Raw genomic sequence first — 19,624 nt, forward strand, 5'->3', positions numbered from 1 at the left:
ATCTTCATCTCATGATGTGCGGAGATACTTGATGCATGAAACGGTCGCAAGTGCACACCTGGCTCATCACCGCAGCCAGCGCGGGTGCCGTTGTAGCGGTTGGCGTGGCAATGATCGGTGTGTTGCGTAGCCCTGCGCCGGAAAACCTCGGCCCGGCGGTCGGGGTGACCGACACAGAAGTCCCGGCTCCTCCCGGGACGCCGTCGCCAACGCCGGCACCGTCGGTTTCACCCTCTGATGTACCCGCGTCGCCTTCGGATGAGCCTTCCGCCGAGCCGACCCAATCCGTTGCGCCGCCGCCCGCGGTGGTTCCCGCCCCGCCGCCTGCAACCCAGGACGATGACGATGACAACGGCGGGCGCGGACGCGGCGGTGACGACGGCGATGATGACGACGGCGAGATCGATGATGACTAAGCCCGACGCCGGTCCGGACTCCCCACCGTCCAGCGAGGCCCCGCCCACGGAGCGCATCCGGGTTGGCCCCCCGCCGTCCTCCGAACCGACGATTCTGGTAAGGGTTCCGCCGGCCCCTGAAGCTACCTCCGACGCCGGGAACGAGCGGGAAGACAGGCCCGGCATTCTCTCCCGTCTGCGGCAGTCGGTTCGAGGGTATTCCTCCGTACGGACTCGCGTGCTTACCGCCATGCTGGTACTCAGCGCGCTGGGACTGTTGCTGGCCGGGGCCACCGCTTATGCGCTCCAGCGCAATGACCTCAACAACGACATGGACGAATCGCTTACGCGCAGCTTCCAGGAATTCGAGACGCTGCTGGCGACGGGCATCGATCCCAACACACTGCAGCCGTTTCGGGAAGCAGATCAGCTGGTCTACCTGGTCATGCAGCGAACCCTCACCGAGCCCAATGAGGGAATGATGGCGGTCCGCGGCGATCAGGTGATTTTCTTCGCCAATGAGGAAGTCGAAGTCCGGCTTGAGGATGATCCCGCGCTGGTCAGCTACGTAACCGACACGGCGTCGCCGGAACAGGTGACTATCCAGTCCGTTCGAACAGACTTCACCAACTACCGGGTCATGGTGGCGCCGGTGTTGCTCGCGGACGATGCCGAGCCCACCTTCTTCGTTCTGGCCTTCGATGCCGAGGCGGAGCACCGCCAGCTGAACCGGACCTTCGGCACTTACTCGCTCATCAGCTTCGCCACCCTCGTGCTGATCGGCGTCGTCGGCTTCCTCCTCGTGGGCAAGTTGCTCGATCCGATCCGCAGGGTCCGGACCACAGCTCAGCGCATTACCGAGACGGATCTCTCCCAGCGGATCGAGGTCACAGGCAATGACGACCTCTCCGAACTCACCCGCACAGTCAACGCGATGCTGGACCGGCTGGAGGCTTCCTTCATGTCACAGCGCCGGCTGCTTGACGACGTCGGCCACGAGTTGCGCACGCCGATCACCATTGTGCAGGGCCACCTTGAGCTGCAGGACTCAACAGATCCGCGCGATGTTCAGGCAGTGCGTGACATCGCGCTGGACGAGCTCGACCGCATGCGCCTGCTGGTGGATGACCTGGTTACCCTCGCCGGCATTGCGGGGCCCAACTTCGTGCGCCCCGAGCCGGTGAACCTGGGCAGGCTCACCGACGACGTGATGGACAAGGCCCGCACGCTGGGCGCTCGCCGCTGGATCATCGACGCACGGGCAGAGGCAATCGCTGTACTGGATGCCCGCCGCATTACACAGGCCTGGCTGCAGCTGGTCGCCAACTCGGTGAAGTTCACCGAGGAAGGCACCACCATCGCGATTGGCTCCCGCAATGATGACGACGGCGTGTGGCTCTGGGTGCGGGATGAAGGTTCGGGTATCGCGCGTGAAGACCAGAGGAGAATCTTCGAGCGCTTCGAACGCGGAGCCAGCAGCAAACGCACCGAGGGTGCCGGCCTTGGGCTCACGATCGTCAGCGCCATCACCGAGGCGCACGGCGGCGAGGTGGAGCTCCGGTCAGCTCCCGGACAGGGAGCCACCTTCACCATGGCAATCCCGCACCTGCCCGTCCACTCTTCCCCATCCACAACTGCGGGAGATCACTCGTGAGCCAGATTCTGATTGTCGAGGACGAAGACCGCATCAGCTCGTTCGTGGCCAAGGGTCTGCGTTCCGCCGGCTACGTGCCGACCGTCGCCGACAACGGACGGGATGGCTACCATCTTGCCCAGACCGGTGACTTCGAGCTGATTGTGCTGGACCTCGGGCTGCCTGACCAGGACGGCTTCACCGTGCTCCGGCGGCTGCGGGAGTCCAGGAATACCACCCCGGTCATCATCCTCTCGGCGCGCAGCTCGATTGATGACACGGTTGCCGGCCTTGAGGGAGGCGCGGATGACTACATGTCAAAGCCCTTCCGGTTTGAGGAACTGCTCGCGCGGGTGCGCCTGCGCCTCCGCCAGGAAGCTCCATCCGCTGACAACTCTGTGCTCTCGCACAACGATCTCCAGCTTGACCTCCGGTCCCGCAGGGCCCTCGTGAACGGAAAGGAAGTTGACCTCTCAGCACGGGAGTTCGCCCTCGCAGAGGCGTTCCTGCGCAATCCCGGGCAGGTGCTCAGCCGGGAGCAGCTGCTCTCCCGTGTCTGGGGGTACGATTTCGACCCCGGTTCCAACGTTGTGGACGTCTACGTGCGGTACCTCCGGAACAAGCTGGGCGCGGAGCGCTTCGCCACTGTGCGCGGCATGGGCTATCGGCTTGTCGCGGACGACTCCTGACCCCGCTTCCATACTGCGTTGTGCCTTGGCGGGCCGTGGTTTGAACGCCCCCTCGTACAGGGGCGGACCCGGGCGCGGTTGGGGGAACGCGCCCGGGTCCTTCGGAGATGGCCGACAAACAGCTGGTGTCTCGTACGGCCACAGGTCCGGTGTCTCGAGCATGACCGTTAAATGTGAGAGCACGAGGAAAACCGGATGAGAAAGCTCTCATGAATTCCCATCGAACAGGCCGGCTTAGGAGCCGAGGAAGTGTTCTGCCACCCGCAGACGCCGCAGGGCGTCTGCCCGCCAGCCGTCGTCGGGCTGGTTCTGCCCTGGCTTGCGCGCTCCGGCGATGAGGGTCATCACTACGCCCGCTGTCCTTGCGCGAAGCGCTGAGGCTTCGACCCGCTCCTCGAACGCCCCCTGGAACCGCGTCAGGGCACCGGGAACGTGAACGTACCGCTCGTCGACGCACGGCAGCACGGCAAGGTGAGCCAAAAAACATGCCAAGTCATCCACGAGGTGTCCGGGGCCCACACCGTCGAGATCGAGGACACCGGTGACCTGGCCGTTTTCGATCAGGAGGTTCCCCTCATAGAAGTCGCCATGGGTTGCCACCACCGGGCCGGCAGGTTCAGTCCGGATCACTCCTTCTACGCGTACGGCGAGCTCCGCAATCCTCGCCGATTCCGCGGGAAGCGCGGCGGTCGCCGCGCGTGCGTAGTCCCGCACCCGAGCGGACCATGGCGGTCTGGCCGACAGGTTGCGTGCGCCCTGTGGGAGGCGTTCCAGCAGGTCTATGAGTGTCCGTGGTGCGAGGTCGGCTGCGCCGTCCAGCATCAACCGCGAGGCGAGGGGCGTTCCTTTCGCCGGCATGGTCACGAGCACGTCCTTGCGCGGTGAGGTCAGAGGCTGCGGGACGGGGATGCCGGCGTCGAGCAACAACTCGTGCCGGCGGCGCAGCGGCGCAACGTGGTCCTGCCGTAACACCTTCAGGAAGCGCGTTTCTCCCGCTCCCTCCGCTCGAAGTACAGCCCTTCTCATCGGCCGGTAGCCTAAAGTTGTGAGCTTGGCGGCGCGAACCCCGAAGAGGGCTGCGCCAACGGAATTGGCGTCGCAGGCCCATGCCAGGTCAGGAAGCAGCGGATCGTTGGGGTGGCTCCATGCCAGGAGCGCAATGCCTCCCGGGCCGCGCAGCCGCACCGAACGAGGAAACGTACCCTCGAAGGTCCGTGTGGTGAGGCACAGGAATCCCTCCAACTGACCGTCCGGAGTGCGGCACCGGACGGCATAGATTCCGGTGACTCCGGCGCCCGGGCGGTGGTGCATACCCCGCAGCGACCACTGCTCCAGCCTGCCGATCAACTGTGCCGCTGCTGTTGCTAGAGCCGGTTCAACGGCCGGCCCTTCGAGCAATGAGACCTCGCCGGCTTCCGTCACCGAGCGAGCGGATCCTGAACTACGCGCGGCGACGCTGCAGGATGTCGTCCAGGTTCATCCTGGGGGCAGCGGGTGCCTCAACCTTCGGAGCTACAGCGCCGTTCTTGATGGGCGTCTTCGCCTGCGGCTTCGGCGCCTCGGGCAGGTCGAGTGGAGCCGGATCTTCCCGCTCAGCCTTGGGCGCCTCAACATACGTCGGCTTCGGCACATCCACAGGCTGCCAGGGCGCACCTGTGCCGACGGTGTTCTCCCCCGCCTCAGCGGCAACGGCGAGCGCTGCTGCACGCAGCTCGGCCGCGGTGAACTGGACGGGCGCAGCGGTCTCTGCGCCGGCGTCGTCGTTGCTGTTGTCTTCCTTTGCCGCGCTCTCACCGGTGTCCTCGGCGTTGAACAGGGTGGTGGGCCGCTGTACTGCCGGGGCCTGTCGCGCAGCAGGCTCAGCGGGTTCCTCCGCTGCGGCAGGCGTCGCTTGCGAAGTACGACGGCGGCCGCGGACCGCGAGGGTGCGCAGCACTGCGATGCTCGCAATCGCAAGCAGGAGAGCCATCACCGGCACGATCGAGGGGACCAGCCCGACGACGGCCAGCACGGCGGTGACCAGTGCCGCTACGAGCGCAACCGCGCCGACCAGCGCAATCGAGAGCCGGTCCCAGCGGATGCGGAGCCTTGGCGTCCCGCCCGGCACTTTCGAAGAGCCGCCCGCCCGCCCTGGGGTTGCTGGTCCGGATGCGGGCCGTGAATCCTCGGCGGCGGACATAGTCATGACGCTCCTTCCGAACCCGGCGTTGCCGTGTGCGGTACCTTGTAGTGCGATGTGTGCAACGCCGGCAACGGGAAGGGGCTGCCTGTGCCGCAACAGAAAAGGAGCGACCCAAATGAGCCAGAGCCCGACGATTGCCGCCAGTACGACTGAGCTGTTCAGAGAGAAGTCCACTTACAAAACGTTAGGAGCAGATGCGCCTTCTGACTCTCATTCACCGCGGTGTGTCCGGGGCTAAATCGAGAAGTTCGGCTAGACCCGCGGTGCGGTCTCCTGCCAGCGTCGCAGGAGACCGCCTGGAACCTCATCCGCTGTGAGTGCAAACGAGCGGTGATCCGCCCACGAACCCGCGATGTGCAGGTACGCCTTGCGGACCCCCTCGTCCCGGAAACCCAGCTTCCGCACCACACGGAGACTGGCCAAGTTCTCCGGGCGGATATTGATTTCCATCCGGTGCAGGCCCAGTTCCCAGAAGCAGTAGTCGGTTGCGAGGGCAACCGCTGTCGGGGCGATCCCCCTGCCCGCACGCTCCTTGTCCACCCAGTAGCCGAGAGTCGCCGTCAGGGCGGAACCCCACACGATCCCGGATACGGTGAGCTGGCCTGCCATGGCGGGACGCCCTGACTCCGGCCGCTCCGCGATCACAAAGGGCAGGGCGCTGGCGGAGCGGACCTGGGAATTCAGGGCGCGGACCATCTCGTGGTACGTCGGCAGGTATCCGCCCGGAGCCGGATTGGACGCTTCCCAGGGCGAAAGCCACTCGAGGTTGCGCTGACGCAGCTCCATCCACTCGCGCTTGTCGCGGTGCCGGAGCGGACGTAACACAAGGTTGCCGGTTTCAAGGGTGACCGGCCAGGCAAACCGACCCCACATGTCCGTTGTTAGCGGTCGAAGGAGCCCGTGAACTCCTGCAGCCACTTCCTCAGGTCAGGTCCAAGATCCTCGCGCTCGGATGAAAGGGTAACCACTGCTTTCAGGTAACTCAGCTTGTCCCCCGTGTCATACCGGCGACCGCGGAACACAACACCGTAGACGCCGGAGCCTTCTCCCTCAGCAGCAGCAAGGGTCTGCAGGGCGTCCGTCAACTGAATCTCGCCGCCGCGGCCCGGGCCCGTCTCCTCGAGGACGCCGAAGACCCGCGGGTGCAGCACATAGCGGCCGATGACCGCCAGGTTGGACGGCGCCTCGTCGGCTGCCGGCTTCTCGACGAGCTTGTTGACGCGGACATAGTCCTCGCCATCGAGTGAGGAGATGTCTGCGCAGCCATAGGCACTGATCTGATCCGGGTCCACCTCGATCAGGGCGATGACTGAGCCGCCGGTTTTCGCCTGCACCTCGATCATGGTCTCAAGCAATTCATCGCGTTCGTCGATCAGGTCATCGCCGAGCAGCACGGCGAAAGGCTCATCCCCGACATGGAGCTTGGCACGCAGCACTGCATGCCCGAGGCCCTTGGGATCGCCCTGGCGCAGGTAGTGGATGTCGCCGAGTTCGGAGGCACGGCGCACTGATGCCAGCTTCTCGAGATCACCCTTCGCCTCAAGGGTCTGCTCGATGAACGGCACCCGGTCGAAATGGTCCTCGAGCGACCTCTTGTTGCGCCCGGTGATCATGAGGATGTCATTGATACCGGCGTCGACCGCTTCCTCGACCACATATTGAATGGCCGGCCGATCCACAACCGGCAGCATCTCCTTGGGCATTGCCTTGGTGGCCGGCAGGAACCTGGTACCCAGGCCAGCTGCGGGAATGACGGCCTTATTCACTCTTGGTCGCTCAGTCATGCCACAACACTACAGAATTGGCTGCTCCTTCGATGCACGTGCGACGCGCCGCGCCCGCTGTACAGTGCCACCATGGACTCATCAGCGCCGTTGCCGAAGCCCTCAGCAAACCCGTCGTCGGGCACCTCTGCGGTCAAGGAGGAACTGCGCCGGACGCTGCGCGAGCGGCGACGCGGGCTCTCTGCGCAACAGCAGCGGACAGCGGCGGAAGCGCTGGCTGGGCGAGTGCTGGCCTGGCTGGAGACCAACCCCGCCCCCGCTACCCGGCGTATTGCAGCGTACCTGTCAGCTCCGCCGGAGCCGGGCACAGAGGTACTGTTGCCCACCCTCATCACGGCGGGGTACGACGTCGTGGTGCCCGTGTGTGAGCCGCGGTACCAGTTGAGCTGGGTGCGCTGGAAGCCCGGCGTGGAGCTCGCCAGGAGCCCTCGTGCGCCACTTTGGGAGCCCGTTGGGGAACGCAGCTCTTTCACGGCCCTGACGCCTTTCCGCCTCGTTCTCGTTCCCGGACTCGGCATGGATGTGCAGGGAAACAGAATCGGCCAGGGCGGCGGGTACTACGACCGGTTCCTTGCCCAGTTGGTCCTCGAACAGCCCGACGCCGCACGGCTGGGCTACCTGTACGACGAGGAAGTCCTGCCCGTGGGCAGCATCGAAGCAACGCTACTGGACATGCCCCTCCACGGCGCCTTCACTCCTTCCGGATTGCGCCCGACGCCGCCTGCGCGTTCCTCATCAAAGAGCCAAACAGTGTAGAATTGGCACTCGGGCGGGTCGAGTGCCAAATCTGGTGGGAACCAGGGCATCGCGGACCGCCCACCAACAGCTTTCCCACAGGAGGATTGTCCATGCCTACATACGCTTACGCCTGCAGGGACTGCGGTCACGCCTTCGATGTGCAGCAGTCGTTCTCGGATGACTCCCTGACGGTATGCCCCGAGTGCGAGGGCCGGCTGCGCAAGAAGTTCAACAGCGTGGGTGTCGTTTTCAAGGGATCGGGCTTCTACCGCACAGACTCCCGATCCGCCTCCTCATCCGTTGAGGCCGGCAGTACCTCCCCCACGAAGCCCGCCTCGACGTCGGCAGGCTCCGAAGGAAAAGCATCGGGCTCCGAAGGAAAAACCGGGTCGTCCTCGGCTTCCTCTTCCGGAACCTCCACGGGAGCAAAGACGGCGCCGGCTGCCGCTTCGGCGTAGACCCGCACCTTAAGGAAACAACACTTCTCCGCCTCGGAAGTTCCGGCTGTCCTGCACAGCCGGTCCTTCCGGGGCGGTTTTTCCACATAGTGGTGCTTGCTCCGCCACCTCGGGGGCGCGTTACATAGCGTTGGGTTCATGAAGAATCCTGTTGCGCCCCACCGTCTGCAGAGCCGGCTTCGCGCGTTCGTCTTCCGCAAGCGGCGCCTGCTGGCAGCGGGGGTCCTCTGCATTGCGGCGGGTGTAACCGTTGAGGCGCTCCTGCCGGCCGAGCCGGCAACCGTACCGGTTGTTGCCGCATCGGCCGATCTTCCGGTGGGTACTGTCCTTACCGCGGATCAGCTTGCCATTGTCCGGCTTCCCGAAGCAGCTGTACCCGAACACTCGTTTCCATCGCCCGAGCTTGTTGCCGGGCAACAGCTGGCAACACCCGTGTACGCCGGTGATGTCCTGGCACAGAACTTTCTGGTGGGCGCCGGCCTCCTAGCCGGGAGTCCGGAGGGCACGGTAGCCGTTCCTCTCCGTCCTGCCGATGCCTCAACCGTTCAACTTCTCTCGCCCGGGCAGCGGGTCGATGTAGTCCTCAGCACCGGCAATGGGTTTGAGGTATCAGCGAAGAACACCATCCTGGCGCGCGGTGTGCCGGTGTTATGGACATCGGAGGAAGCGGGGGCCGGCCCGTTCTCTGCGCCGTCGGGAACTGAAGACGGCCTGGTGGTAGTTGCGGCGAATCCTGACGAGGCTGCAGCGCTGGCCGGCGCGTCGAGCACCGGCCAGGTTCACCTGGTGCTGACAGCGGCACCATGAACGGCTTGATGAATCCGCCACGCAGCGCTGGCCGTTCCTGAACTGTGCCGCACCTGAACTGTGCCGAGTCAACCCCAGGTTTGCGGCAGGCGAACCTGTCAGCTCCAGTGCGGAGGTTTCTGCTCCTTCAGCCACTCGTCCTGGTCGCCGTCCTCGTCATTCCAACCACGGGGATCGTCTTCAGCGGCACGCTGCGGAAGAACGTCGCCATGCGGCGCCGTGCTCGTGGCGGCCTCTGAACTCGGCTGGACTTCGGCCGGCCCTGCAGTGTCAGTCCCGACCTCGGCTTCGGCGCCAGTCCCGGACTCTGCCCCGGTCTCCTCCTGCTGAGCTTCCCCCTGCGAGGTCTCCTGCTGCGCCTCATCGTTGGACTGGGTGCTGTCTGCTGCGGTTCCCATCGTCTCTCCGTTTCCTGCAGGCGGCTGCTGTGCTGCCCGGCGCGGACTCGGCCGGTCCGCCTGCTCCAGACCAAGATAACCCGAGATCCGATCGGCGCAGCCCTCAGGATCCGTGAATACCTCGATGGTCCACAGCGGCATGTACCGCCAGCCCATGCGTTCCAGGAGTTGAGGCTGCAGCCTGCTGCGCTCCCTGACGGTCATGCGTCGGTAGCGATCAGATCCATCCGACTCGATGGCTACCGGCGGAACAAACTGGGCGGTGCCGTCGCTGTCGGTCCGGGCTTCCGGTCCCCCGGCAGCAACGATATCCAGTACGCCGTCATAATTGCTGCGCACTGCGGCACCGCGGGAACGCAACCGGTCCACCAGGTCGGCAACCAGCGGATCCTCGTTCGCGGTATCGGCTTCTGCAGCCGGGTGCCGGCCGTCCTCCGAGAGCTCCCTGCGGAGGAGCTCGTAGAAGTCGAGCGCGCCGTGCCCCAACCGCTCGGGGTCCAGGTCCTCGGGACGGAAGCAGGTCAGAACGTGCAGCTTGTACCTCGCCCGGGTCATGGCGGCGACAAACTTGCCGCGGCCGTCCGGAGCCGAAAGGGGGCCGAAGTTATGCAGTGCACGCCCATGCGGCGTCCGCCCGAACCCCAGGGAGAAAATCACCGCGTCGCGGGTGAGCCCGGCCGCGCGGTCGATCGGAACCACCCGGAACGACTCGTTGCCGGGCTTGAAGAAGTCCGCTGCCCAGGGCGCGTCTGCCATGGTGAGCCGAACAGCCTCGCCTACCCGCTGGGCGTGACGGGTGCTTGCCGTGACAACGGCCAGGGAGTAGCTCGGCCGCTGCCGGATGTGTTCGAACACCAGGTCCACCACACGGGTCACTTCGGCAGCGACGCTTTCAACGCCGTCGTGATCGGAGCTCGGCATGCCCGTTCCATCGGGAAGATACTCGACGGTCAGTGCACGGCCCCTGCCGGTGATTTCCGATCCGGAGGGTAGCCGCGTCAGTTCGTTGTCGTAGAAGCGTTCGCTGAGGAAGGTGGCAAGGTCCTTGTCCACTCCCCGGTAGACGTCCCGGAGCGCCAGTGACGGCAGTACCGCCGCCAGTGCCCGGTAGGCGCTCGGAAGATGTTCCGGGGTGTTGCGGCGCTCGTCCTCGACCGACACTGTGAAGCTGCGCGGGCCCCCGAGCCGGTCATCACCGAAGGCAATAACCTGGCGTGAGCGTGCCAGCGCCGGCACCACGGACTGCAGGGAGATCGATTCGGCATCGAGCACGATGACGGCGTCGAACGTTTTGTCCTCGGGAAGGACCAGCGGAAGAATCAGGGGGCTGGCTGCCCAGACCGGCATGAGCGCAGTAACCAGTTCATCGGCCTGTTCACTGAGCGCGTCCAGCCCGGGCTCGCCCTCGCGGAGCAGGCCACGCAACTGGTCCGCCTCGGCGGGCATGGTCTCGAGCGCCGCGCGCCAGCGCTCCGCAAGTGCCCACCGGATTCGGCCGGCGCCGGAGGCGATATGTGCGTTGTCAGCAAGCCGGTACTCAGCTTCAAGCGTTCGCAGGCTGGCGCCGTCGGACATCGCGAGGTAGTCATCCCCGCTGATCATCGCTTCAAGAGCCGACTGCCACCACGCCAGTTCAAGCTCTGCACCAACCTGGCGTGCACCCACTTCCCGCGCGGCGAGGTCGTCCAGCAGCTCCCCGAGGCCGTTCTCGCGCATCTCGTCGAGCAGCAGGGTGCGCTCAGGAAGCGTCGCAAGGCTCTGCTTGTCGCGGGCAAGGCCCGCGAGTCGGGCGGCGAGCTCGTCGAGGGGCAGCGCGGCGAGCTTCGGCTCATCCGGCGTGCCGGCCAGGATGGAGGTAAGTTCCTTCAGCCGGGAGTCGATTGTGCGGTAGAAGCTGTTGATCTCGGCCAGCCCGGTGGGCACCGAGGGATGCCGTTCAGTGGTCGCGTACCGAGTCCAGAGCGTGCGCTGTTCCTGCACCTCGACGAGTGACTGGTGGAGGTCTGCGATGTGGACGCCGGGACGGACATACTCTTTCGCGACCCTGCGAAGGCGTGACCGCGTCATTGAACTCATCTCGATGGTGCGCTCACGCCGCCAGGACGAGGGCGCAGTTGCCGAGATGAGGTCCGTGACCGGTCGGTCGAAAATATCCGGGGTGAACTTATCGAGGCTGGCGCGCACTGCGACCAGCAGGTCCAGCTGACCGCCCCACTCCTCGAACGTGGTTCCGAGTTCAATATGGGAATGCTCCGCGACCGCACGAACCTTCTCGCGCAGCAATGGAATGTCGCGGGCCAGGTCCACCGCAAGACTGTGGGCGTGCTCAGTCTCCTTGCGGTTGCGCAGTTTCGCGCCGTACCAGGGGCTCTGGGTTGCTTCCCTGGAGAAGCCGCCCAGCTCAGCGGCGCGACGGAGCCGCATCGTCAGTTCGGACCGGTTCGGAATGCTGTCCATGACGCTGCGCTTGAGCCGCACGGTGGTGGCAGGAGCAGGATTCAGCGACGTAAGCTCCGCAAGGGATTGCATTGCCTGGTACGGCGAGCACCCCCAGCGCGAGCGCACGTTGTGAAGGGATCGGACATGGTCGAGCAGCTTATGGCGGTGCGATACAAGCGTTTCATGCAGCGACGCGAGCCTGGGCTGCACAGCCTTTTCATTGCGGACGATGGCCCGGACCAGCTGGTCTTTCAGCTGCACGGAATTGCTGTTGGCATTGAGCTGGAGCACGAGCGAGCCAAGGTTCAGGGCATCAAGTTCCTGCACGAACTGGTTCAGGGTGCCCCGGCGCTCGGCGACCACGAGCACGCTCTTACCCTGCTCGGCGAGCGCTGCGGCCGTGTTCAGGGCAGTTTGCGTCTGGCCGGTTCCGGGAGGAGCGGACACGACGACCGAGCCGCCGGCAACCACCGCGTCAAGGACTTTCTGCTGGCGGGGATCCGCGTCGAGGATGAGGAGCTCGGTGGACGGGTGCCTGTCATCAAGCGGCGTATCCCGGGACGGAGCCTCCGCACCGGAAGGAGCGTCGATGCCCTCACGGGCGGCATCCATGAGCGCCGACAGCAAGGGGTGCTCAGGACGAACGGCAGAGTCTGCACCGACATCGGCGAGGTCTGCGAACGTCGAGACGAGAATGTGGTGCTCGATGGTCATGCCGCGCACGTTGTCGGTGAGTGCACGGAGGCGGTCCAGCACCGGATGCGGATCGAAGCGCGCAGTGCTGTAGGCAAGCTGCGCAACGGCGTCGGAATCGAAATCGATACCGTGATCTCTGTGCAGCGTACGTACCAGCGCCGGATTGAGGTGGGCCTGTTCAGTCAGCTGGAGTTCGTAGTCGTCCTGTGAGCTGTGCACGGTCAGCGCAACGGAAGTCAGCAGAACCGGCGCGGTCAGCGAATCCGTGCGGCCGCCGTCGTCCATGGACCGCCAGGAGGCGGTGCCCGCGGCGAGGTAGCCCACGTCGATTCCACGCTCAGTGGCGAGTTCATAGACCTTGGCGCGCAGCAGACGGGCTGCTTTCATGGCGGCCGCGTACTGGTCCGGATCACGAAGCAGCGTGGACAGGCGCGTGCGTCGGCCGGCCAGTAGCTGCGCCAGACCGGACGGATGCGCATGCGTAAGGTCGATACTGTTTGAGCGCGACGGCGTGAAGTGGAGGAGCGTATCGGTTCCGGCATGCGGACCAAGCCTCCGCAGCCACGGAATCAGGAAATCCTCAGCGGAGTCCCCGGCATCCTGCACTGGCACGGTTGTCCTCTTCCCTGCGGCCTCGCGGCCTGATCTTGACCAGATAGGCATGTCTTACAAGCTATCCGACGCTGCCCGCCGAGAGCTGCAAGCAACGCGGACCGGCGCCGGATTTCAAGCGAACATCAAGTGTTCACTCCCCTGCCGGCAACTACTGCCGGAAGCGGGTCACTCCCACTCGATGGTGCCCGGCGGCTTGCTGGTGACGTCCAGCACCACGCGATTGACGCCGTCAACCTCGTTGGTGATGCGGTTGGAAATCCGGGCGAGGAGGTCATACGGCAATCGCGACCAGTCGGCCGTCATGGCATCCTCACTGGACACCGGACGAAGCACGATCGGATGCCCGTACGTGCGGCCGTCGCCCTGGACTCCCACGCTTCGCACATCGGCCAGCAGGACCACAGGCATCTGCCAGACCTCGTTGTCCAGGCCTGCCGCCGTGAGTTCGGCGCGGGCGATCGCGTCTGCCTTGCGGAGCAGCTCGAGGCGTTCGGCGTTGACGGAGCCCACAATGCGGATTCCGAGACCGGGCCCGGGGAACGGCTGGCGCCCGACGATCTCCGCCGGGAGGCCGAGTTGGGCGCCTACGGCGCGGACCTCGTCCTTGAACAGGGTACGCAGCGGCTCGACGAGCTCGAACTGCAGGTCTTCCGGGAGACCGCCGACGTTGTGGTGGCTCTTGATATTGGCTGCACCCTCACCGCCGCCGGATTCCACGACATCGGGGTAGAGCGTGCCCTGCACGAGGAAGCGGATTTTCTCGCCGTGGGCTTCCGCATCAGCGATGATGGCGCGTTCGGCTTCCTCGAATGCGCGAATGAACTCGCGCCCGATGATTTTGCGCTTGGTTTCCGGGTCCTCGACACCCTCGAGTGCTTCCAGGAACCGCTTCTGCTCATTCGCGACGTACAGGTTGACGCCCGTGGCGGCTACGAAGTCACGTTCCACCTGTTCCGCTTCGCCTTCGCGCAGCAAACCATGGTCGACGAACACGCAGGTCAGCTGATCGCCCACTGCGCGCTGGACGAGAGCCGCAGCGACAGCGGAATCCACGCCGCCGGAAAGCCCGCAGATGACGCGCGCGTCTCCTACCTGCTGGCGGATGCGTTCAACCTGCTCCTCGACGATGTTGCCGGTCGTCCAGTTGGGATCCAGCCGTGCGCCCTTGAAGAGGAAGTTCTCCAGGACCTGCTGGCCATGGGCGGAATGCTTGACCTCGGGGTGCCACTGGACGCCGTAGAGCTGCTTGCCCTCATTGGCGAACGCTGCGACCGGGGCGCCGGCTGTGCTGGCCAGCACGTCAAAACCGTCCGGCGCCGCCTGGACCGAATCGCCGTGACTCATCCACGCGTTCTGGTGCTCCGGAGTTCCCTCAAGGATGGACCGCGGACCATCGGAAACGGCGACGTCGGTGGAACCGTATTCACGCAGGCCCGTCTTTGCGACAGTGCCGCCGAGCGCGGAGGCCATGGCCTGGAAGCCGTAGCAGATGCCGAGAACGGGGACACCGGCGTCGAACAGTTCGGGGTCCACGCGGGGGGCGCCCTCGGCGTAGACGCTGGACGGCCCGCCGGAAAGGATGATGGCCACGGGATTACGTGCCAGCATCTCCTCAGTGCTGAGGGTATGGGGAACGATCTCCGAGTACACGTCCGCTTCCCGAACGCGGCGGGCGATCAACTGGGCGTACTGCGCGCCGTAATCGACAACGAGGACCGGCTGGTGTTCTGGAGCAGAAGCGGGGGTAGTCACGCGTCAACAATAGTGCGAGTGCCGGTAGTGCTGCACATTATGGAGTCAGTACCTTGACTTCGCATCCGGGTGGGCAGCAAGCTCGGCCTCCACGCGGCGGTGGACGCGCTTCTCGACGATGAAGGAGAGCAGCGGGACTACGCCTCCCAGCGCAATGATGACGAACTGCGAAAACGGCCATCGCATGAACTGCCAAAGCCGGAAGTCGGCGATGAGGTAAACCACGTACAGCCAGCCATGGACAATAAGGACGGCCGTTGAGAGATTGAAGCCGCCCGCGCCGTCGAGCTGTGCTTCCTCGACCAGGCCAAGCGCACCGGCCGATCCGCCCGCGATGATCTCCGCCCCGAAACCATACTTGGCCACCATCTCGACCACAACGAGCAGCAGCATGACGCCGGTGGCATAGGCCAGTACCTTGTAGAAGCTCAGCGCCGATCGGATCTGGGCGTGGGTTCCACCGAAGCGGCGTTTGCCGGCAGGGCTCTTGGCGGGTGCGGGTTTACTCACGTTCTTACCTCATCGGTTGTGGGTTCTGTCTGTTGCGGTGAGTAGTGATCAGCCGGGATGTCCTGGTCCTCTTCCTCCTCCAGCGCGCGGCGGTGATCGTCGGCAACGAGCCGCCACCACAGGAAGAAGGCAAATCCGGCAAACACAAACCATTCCACCGCGTAGAAGATGTTGAGCCAGTTCACCGGCGTCTCCTGCGGCTGCGGGCCAATGCGGACTGCCTCCAGCGGCGGCGCAGGCGGAACGGGACTGCCGTCCACAACAGTGTCGAAGGAGACAACGAATCCGGAGTACATCACCGGCACATCCCACACGTTGATGAGCTGCGCTACGGAGAGCGTTGGGACCTGTCCGGCAACGGGCCGCTGCACCACTGGTGCCTCAGTAGGGAGGAGCCTGCCCTCCACGGCTGCCGCACCGACGTGTCCGGACACTTCGGAGACTGAATCCGCATCGGGCACCCAACCGTGGACTACAGGCAGAACGGCGGCAGGCTGCCCTGATCCGGCAACCTCGAAAGCCGAGACGACCCACAGGCCGTCCCGGTCATCCTGAAGGCGCGTCTGCACCAGCACGCGGGTATCCGGCAGGAAGCGACCCTCCATCCGGACCATTTGATCGGCCACGCCGGCTGTCATCGGAACGCCCGGCTCGAAGACCTCGGTAAGGGGCCGGACCTGCTCGGTGGTGCTCGGCGGCGGCGGAGCGGCATCCTGCGAGCGGGAGAACTGCCACTGACTCAGGAGGACGAAAAGCGCGGCGATAGCCATGGCGAGGATCAGCGAGAGGATCCATCGAGGCTTGAGCGCGGTTTTCAACACCTCTTAACGGTACTTGGTGCCCGTTGAAGGGGACGAATTTCGACCCCTCACGGGAGACGGAGATCACTGTGCAAAAGTGATTGGGAATCATCTATCACTTCGGAGGAATTGAGACTACGATTGATTCTCGTGCGCTCGTACCCATACCCCGATCCAGGTCCGCCTGACCTCAGGTCGCCGTCCCGCTATCTGCTGTGGCTGGCGGCACGACAGAAGGGAACCCTGGCTGCCGCCGTCGTACTGGAAACGCTCCTCATGGTGGCGCAGGCTGTTGTCCCCTTCGCTCTCGGGCGTGCCATCGATGAGGGCATCATCGGGCGCAGCTGGGACGCGCTGTTGTGGTGGGTGGGGATCCTCATTGCGCTCACCGTTGGTCAGGCCTTCGCCGGCATGCTGGCGCACCGCGCGGCGATCAGCAACTGGATGCAGGCAGCCTTCAAATCAATCCGCCTCGTGGGCTACAAGATCACCCGGACCGGTGACGCGCTGCCCCAGAAGCTTTCGACCGGCGAGGTGGTATCCACAGCTGCGTCGGATGCAACCCGCCTCGGCGAGATCTTCTATGTTGCCGCCCGCCTGGCCGGCGCACTCGTGTCATGGCTGGTGGTGTGCGCGCTCATTTCCCTGAGTTCGGTCACGCTGGCGGTTGTTGTGCTGATCGGCGTTCCGGCGTGCTGCGCGCTGCTCTTGTTCGTGGTGCGTCCGTTGCAGGCCCGCCAGCGAGACCAGCGCGACGCCTCAGGAAAGATGACCGCGGTCGGCGCCGATACTGTTGCAGGCCTGCGGGTGCTGCGCGGCATCGGCGGGGAGCACATCTTCGTCAGCCGCTACCGGCAGCGGTCAGCGGAAACGCGCGACGCCGGCATCAAGGTCGCACGCTCGCTGGCCACCCTGGAAGCCTCGCAGGTTTTCATCTCGGGCGCGTTCAGCGTGGTCTTCACCTGGGTGGGCGCAACGCTGGTGCTCAACGGTGAAATTGCGCCCGGCCAGCTGGTGGCCCTTTTTGGCTATTCCGTGTTCCTGATGACCCCCATCCGAAGTGCCGCCGACGGGGTCTCACACTCGATCCGGGCGCTCGTGGGGGCGCGCAAGATCATCAACGTGCTGTCCGTGGATGCCAACGTTTCCGACGGCGCCACGGCCGCTGCTCCTTCCGGACCCGCTCCCCTTGTGGACGTTTCGAGCGGCGTGGCGCTGAAGCCGGGCGGGTTGACCGCGCTTGTTTCTGCCGACCCTGCAGCCTCGGCAGACCTCGCCACGCGGCTGGGCCGGTTCGATGACTCGGTTCTGCGGGAAGCTGTGGTCCGATGGGGCGAAGCCGCGCTGCATGAGGTTCCGCTCGATGAGGTGCGGCGCCGCATTGTGGTGAGCGAAGCCAACCCGCAACTGTTCACCGGAACACTGCGCAGCCAGTTGGATCCGCACGGACGGCACACCGATGCGGAAATCCTTGCCGCCCTCGAAGCTGCCAGCGCGCTGGACATCCTCGATGGCCTGGAGGCCGGCCTGGACTCCGAGGTCACTGAGCGGGGACGCGGATTCTCGGGCGGACAACGCCAGCGCCTGGTCTTTGCGCGGGCGCTGCTGACAGACGCCGAGACCCTCGTGCTCATCGAACCGACCAGCGCCGTCGATGCCCACACGGAGTCCCGGATTGCCGAGCGGCTGGGACGGGCGCGGCGCACCGAAGGCGGTACCACCGTCGTCGTCACTGCCAGTCCGCTGATGCTCGGTGCCATGGACCATGTTGTCTTCCTTGAAGATGGCCGCCTGAGTGCGCAGGGATCGCACCAGGAACTGATGTCGGCTGTCCCTGCCTACCGGAATGTGGTGATCCGCAGTGAGTGATACCCAGGTGATTGAGCCTGCAGCCGACCCGGGTGTTGCCGCCTCGGGCAAGCTGCCGGTTGCTGACGCGCGTGCCGTGAAGGCAGAGTCGCTGCGGCTTGTCCGCCAACACCGCGGCGGGCTGACCAGGGTGGTGCTGCTCTACGTCGGCTCGGCCGCTGCCGGTCTGGTGGGTCCGTTCATCCTCGGCCGGGTTGTCGATGCAGTGGTTGCGGGCACCACCAGCGGATTCATCGCCGCCATGTCGCTGCTCATGCTGGGCTTTCTGGTGGTGCAGGCGCTGCTGCGGAAGCTCGCCGTCAAGGCGGGCATGGTCTTCGGCGAAACGGTGTTTGCCGAGCTGCGCGAGGACTTCATGGCGCAGGTCACCTCGCTGCCGCTGTCCACAGTGGAGAAGGCCGGCACAGGCGATCTCGTTTCCCGGACGACCAACGACGTCGACTCCGTCTCCCACACTGTCCGATTCGGCGTTCCGCAGGTGGTGGTGTCGGTGGTGACGATCATCATCACGCTGGCCGCGGCAATCCTCACCTCTCCCCTGCTCTCCCTGGCCCTCCTGGTGGGCGTCCCGCTGCTCTACCCGGCTACCCGCTGGTACCTCAAACGCAGCTCGGCCGGCTACAAGGCCGAGCGGGAGAGCTACGCGGTGGTGAACGGAGCCATCACCGAGACCATCGAGGGTGCGCGGACCGTTGACGCGCTGGGTCTCGGGGGGCTGCGCCGCGACCGGATGGACGAGTCGCTCTCAGGCAGCTTCGCCGCTGAGCGGTACACCCTCTGGCTGCGGTCGATACTGTTTCCGGCTGCGGACACCGCGTTCTGGCTCCCGGTGGCCGGCGTGCTCCTGTGGGGCGGCTGGCTGGCGTCCACGGACGCGGTGACCCCCGGTGCTGTTGCAACGGTGGCGCTCTTTGCCGTCCGCCTGATCGACCCAGTTGACCTGCTCATCATGTGGACGGACGAGATCCAGGTGGGAGCTGCATCCTTGGCGCGGATCATCGGCATCAAGAATGTTCCGGGCGACCGGACCGCGACGGATGAGCAACCCGCCTCCGACGACATCACGGTTTCCGGTGCCCGCTACGCGTACCGTCCCGGTCACGATGTGCTGCACGGCGTCGATCTTCAGCTGCGGCGCGGGGAGCGCCTGGCGATGGTCGGGCCGTCCGGTGCCGGCAAGTCGACGCTTGGGCGGCTCATCGCCGGAATCCATCCGCCCACCGGCGGCTCGGTGACGGTTGGCGGTGTGCCGCTGGTCGACCGGCCGCTTGATGCGCTGCGCCGCGAGGTCGCCCTGGTGACCCAGGAGCACCACGTTTTCGTGGGCTCCCTGGCCGACAACATCCGGCTGGGCAAGGCCGACGCGACCGAGAGTGAGATCGAAAAGGCACTGGACGACGTCGGTGCGCTGGACTGGGCGCGCACCCTGCCGGAGCGGCTCGATACCGAGGTCGGTTCGGGAGCGTACGAGCTGACGCCCGCGCAGGCACAGGAAGTCGCCCTGGCCCGCCTGGTGTTGGCGGATCCGCACACTCTGGTGCTCGATGAGGCGACGTCCCTGATCGATCCGCAGGCCGCGCGAGATCTTGAGCGCTCGCTCAGCGCAGTCCTCGAGGGGCGCACGGTGGTGGCGATTGCCCACCGCCTGCATACCGCGCACGACGCCGACCGCGTGGCTGTGGTGGAAAACGGCAACATCACCGAGCTCGGCTCCCATGACGAGCTGCTCGCGCTCGGCGGCTCGTATGCCTCGCTCTGGCGGTCCTGGCGGACCGAGTAGCTGCCAGCTCGAGCAGACTGGACATCGACTCGAGCAATCCGGACACAAAACCGAGCAACCTGGACCGATGTGAGCGAAA

General features: G+C 65.5%; 16 protein-coding genes. 8 read left to right on the forward strand and 8 right to left on the reverse strand.

Annotated features, from left to right (window positions below; all coding sequences use genetic code 11):
• The first annotated feature begins 35 nt into the window (after positions 1-35).
• From Q0877_RS04800 to Q0877_RS04810, 3 genes are read left to right on the forward strand one after another with little or no spacing between them, the layout of a single operon-like run.
• Positions 36-416, forward strand: coding sequence for a hypothetical protein (locus Q0877_RS04800; RefSeq protein ID WP_299166159.1), 381 nt, complete (start codon positions 36-38; stop codon positions 414-416).
• Positions 340-2,049 carry a cell wall metabolism sensor histidine kinase WalK gene (locus tag Q0877_RS04805; protein WP_299166160.1) on the forward strand — a complete coding sequence of 570 codons (1,710 nt, stop codon included), beginning with the start codon at positions 340-342 and terminating at the stop codon, positions 2,047-2,049. The genes Q0877_RS04800 and Q0877_RS04805 overlap by 77 nt, the downstream gene beginning before the upstream one ends.
• The gene (locus tag Q0877_RS04810; RefSeq protein ID WP_299166161.1) at positions 2,046-2,717 is read left to right on the forward strand and encodes a response regulator transcription factor; all 672 of its coding nucleotides are present in this window, start codon (positions 2,046-2,048) and stop codon (positions 2,715-2,717) included. The genes Q0877_RS04805 and Q0877_RS04810 overlap by 4 nt, the downstream gene beginning before the upstream one ends.
• 234 nt (positions 2,718-2,951) lie before the next feature.
• Here Q0877_RS04810 and Q0877_RS04815 read toward each other — a convergent pair whose 3' ends face one another.
• The 4 genes from Q0877_RS04815 to galU all read right to left on the reverse strand — a co-directional run bounded on the left by Q0877_RS04815 (position 2,952) and on the right by galU (position 6,683).
• Positions 2,952-4,139: a phosphotransferase gene (locus Q0877_RS04815; RefSeq protein ID WP_299166163.1), complete on the reverse strand. Its 1,188-nt coding sequence runs from the start codon at positions 4,137-4,139 to the stop codon at positions 2,952-2,954.
• Positions 4,140-4,158: 19 nt separating this feature from the next.
• Positions 4,159-4,902 (reverse strand): hypothetical protein, encoded by a 744-nt coding sequence (locus tag Q0877_RS04820; RefSeq protein WP_299166165.1) that lies wholly within the window; start codon positions 4,900-4,902, stop codon positions 4,159-4,161.
• A gap of 249 nt (positions 4,903-5,151) precedes the next feature.
• Complete coding sequence (locus Q0877_RS04825; protein ID WP_299166207.1) at positions 5,152-5,772, reverse strand: GNAT family N-acetyltransferase; 621 nt, start codon at positions 5,770-5,772, stop codon at positions 5,152-5,154.
• Between the two features lie 8 nt (positions 5,773-5,780).
• Complete coding sequence (galU, locus tag Q0877_RS04830) at positions 5,781-6,683, reverse strand: UTP--glucose-1-phosphate uridylyltransferase GalU (RefSeq protein ID WP_299166167.1); 903 nt, start codon at positions 6,681-6,683, stop codon at positions 5,781-5,783.
• A 72-nt stretch (positions 6,684-6,755) separates the two neighbouring features.
• Here galU and Q0877_RS04835 point away from each other — a divergent pair, with 72 nt between their 5' ends.
• The 3 genes from Q0877_RS04835 to cpaB all read left to right on the forward strand — a co-directional run bounded on the left by Q0877_RS04835 (position 6,756) and on the right by cpaB (position 8,686).
• Positions 6,756-7,439, forward strand: coding sequence for a 5-formyltetrahydrofolate cyclo-ligase (locus Q0877_RS04835; RefSeq protein WP_299166169.1), 684 nt, complete (start codon positions 6,756-6,758; stop codon positions 7,437-7,439).
• A 92-nt stretch (positions 7,440-7,531) separates the two neighbouring features.
• Positions 7,532-7,879 carry an FmdB family zinc ribbon protein gene (locus tag Q0877_RS04840; RefSeq protein WP_299166171.1) on the forward strand — a complete coding sequence of 116 codons (348 nt, stop codon included), beginning with the start codon at positions 7,532-7,534 and terminating at the stop codon, positions 7,877-7,879.
• Positions 7,880-8,017: 138 nt separating this feature from the next.
• The gene (cpaB, locus tag Q0877_RS04845; protein ID WP_299166172.1) at positions 8,018-8,686 is read left to right on the forward strand and encodes a Flp pilus assembly protein CpaB; all 669 of its coding nucleotides are present in this window, start codon (positions 8,018-8,020) and stop codon (positions 8,684-8,686) included.
• Between the two features lie 98 nt (positions 8,687-8,784).
• Here cpaB and Q0877_RS04850 read toward each other — a convergent pair whose 3' ends face one another.
• The 4 genes from Q0877_RS04850 to Q0877_RS04865 all read right to left on the reverse strand — a co-directional run bounded on the left by Q0877_RS04850 (position 8,785) and on the right by Q0877_RS04865 (position 15,917).
• Positions 8,785-12,882 (reverse strand): DUF4011 domain-containing protein, encoded by a 4,098-nt coding sequence (locus Q0877_RS04850; RefSeq protein ID WP_299166173.1) that lies wholly within the window; start codon positions 12,880-12,882, stop codon positions 8,785-8,787.
• Between the two features lie 117 nt (positions 12,883-12,999).
• Positions 13,000-14,586 carry a glutamine-hydrolyzing GMP synthase gene (gene guaA / locus Q0877_RS04855; protein WP_299166174.1) on the reverse strand — a complete coding sequence of 529 codons (1,587 nt, stop codon included), beginning with the start codon at positions 14,584-14,586 and terminating at the stop codon, positions 13,000-13,002.
• Between the two features lie 45 nt (positions 14,587-14,631).
• Complete coding sequence (locus Q0877_RS04860) at positions 14,632-15,096, reverse strand: DUF3817 domain-containing protein (RefSeq protein WP_299166175.1); 465 nt, start codon at positions 15,094-15,096, stop codon at positions 14,632-14,634.
• Positions 15,093-15,917 (reverse strand): SURF1 family protein, encoded by an 825-nt coding sequence (locus tag Q0877_RS04865; protein ID WP_299166176.1) that lies wholly within the window; start codon positions 15,915-15,917, stop codon positions 15,093-15,095. The genes Q0877_RS04860 and Q0877_RS04865 overlap by 4 nt, the downstream gene beginning before the upstream one ends.
• Before the next feature lie 129 nt (positions 15,918-16,046).
• Here Q0877_RS04865 and Q0877_RS04870 point away from each other — a divergent pair, with 129 nt between their 5' ends.
• Together Q0877_RS04870 and Q0877_RS04875 are read left to right on the forward strand one after the other, a co-directional pair.
• Positions 16,047-17,765, forward strand: a complete 1,719-nt coding sequence (locus tag Q0877_RS04870; RefSeq protein ID WP_299166177.1) for an ABC transporter ATP-binding protein — start codon at positions 16,047-16,049, stop codon at positions 17,763-17,765.
• Positions 17,758-19,545, forward strand: coding sequence for an ABC transporter ATP-binding protein (locus Q0877_RS04875; protein ID WP_299166178.1), 1,788 nt, complete (start codon positions 17,758-17,760; stop codon positions 19,543-19,545). Before Q0877_RS04870 ends, Q0877_RS04875 begins: the two co-directional genes overlap by 8 nt.
• Positions 19,546-19,624 lie beyond the last annotated feature (79 nt).

It is taken from the genome of uncultured Arthrobacter sp., assembly GCF_947495145.1.
Lineage (GTDB): Bacteria > Actinomycetota > Actinomycetes > Actinomycetales > Micrococcaceae > Arthrobacter_D.

Excerpts from the sequence above, each read along its gene's own strand:
- cpaB (WP_299166172.1), top strand. The coding sequence starts at position 8,018 with ATGAAGAATCCTGTTGCGCCCCACCGTCTGCAGAGCCGGCTTCGCGCG.
- Q0877_RS04800 (WP_299166159.1), top strand. The coding sequence starts at position 36 with ATGAAACGGTCGCAAGTGCACACCTGGCTCATCACCGCAGCCAGCGCG.
- Q0877_RS04840 (WP_299166171.1), top strand. The coding sequence starts at position 7,532 with ATGCCTACATACGCTTACGCCTGCAGGGACTGCGGTCACGCCTTCGAT.
- Q0877_RS04835 (WP_299166169.1), top strand. The coding sequence starts at position 6,756 with ATGGACTCATCAGCGCCGTTGCCGAAGCCCTCAGCAAACCCGTCGTCG.
- Q0877_RS04825 (WP_299166207.1), bottom strand. The coding sequence starts at position 5,772 with ATGTGGGGTCGGTTTGCCTGGCCGGTCACCCTTGAAACCGGCAACCTT.
- Q0877_RS04820 (WP_299166165.1), bottom strand. The coding sequence starts at position 4,902 with ATGACTATGTCCGCCGCCGAGGATTCACGGCCCGCATCCGGACCAGCA.
- galU (WP_299166167.1), bottom strand. The coding sequence starts at position 6,683 with ATGACTGAGCGACCAAGAGTGAATAAGGCCGTCATTCCCGCAGCTGGC.
- Q0877_RS04850 (WP_299166173.1), bottom strand. The coding sequence starts at position 12,882 with ATGCCTATCTGGTCAAGATCAGGCCGCGAGGCCGCAGGGAAGAGGACA.
- Q0877_RS04805 (WP_299166160.1), top strand. The coding sequence starts at position 340 with ATGACGATGACAACGGCGGGCGCGGACGCGGCGGTGACGACGGCGATG.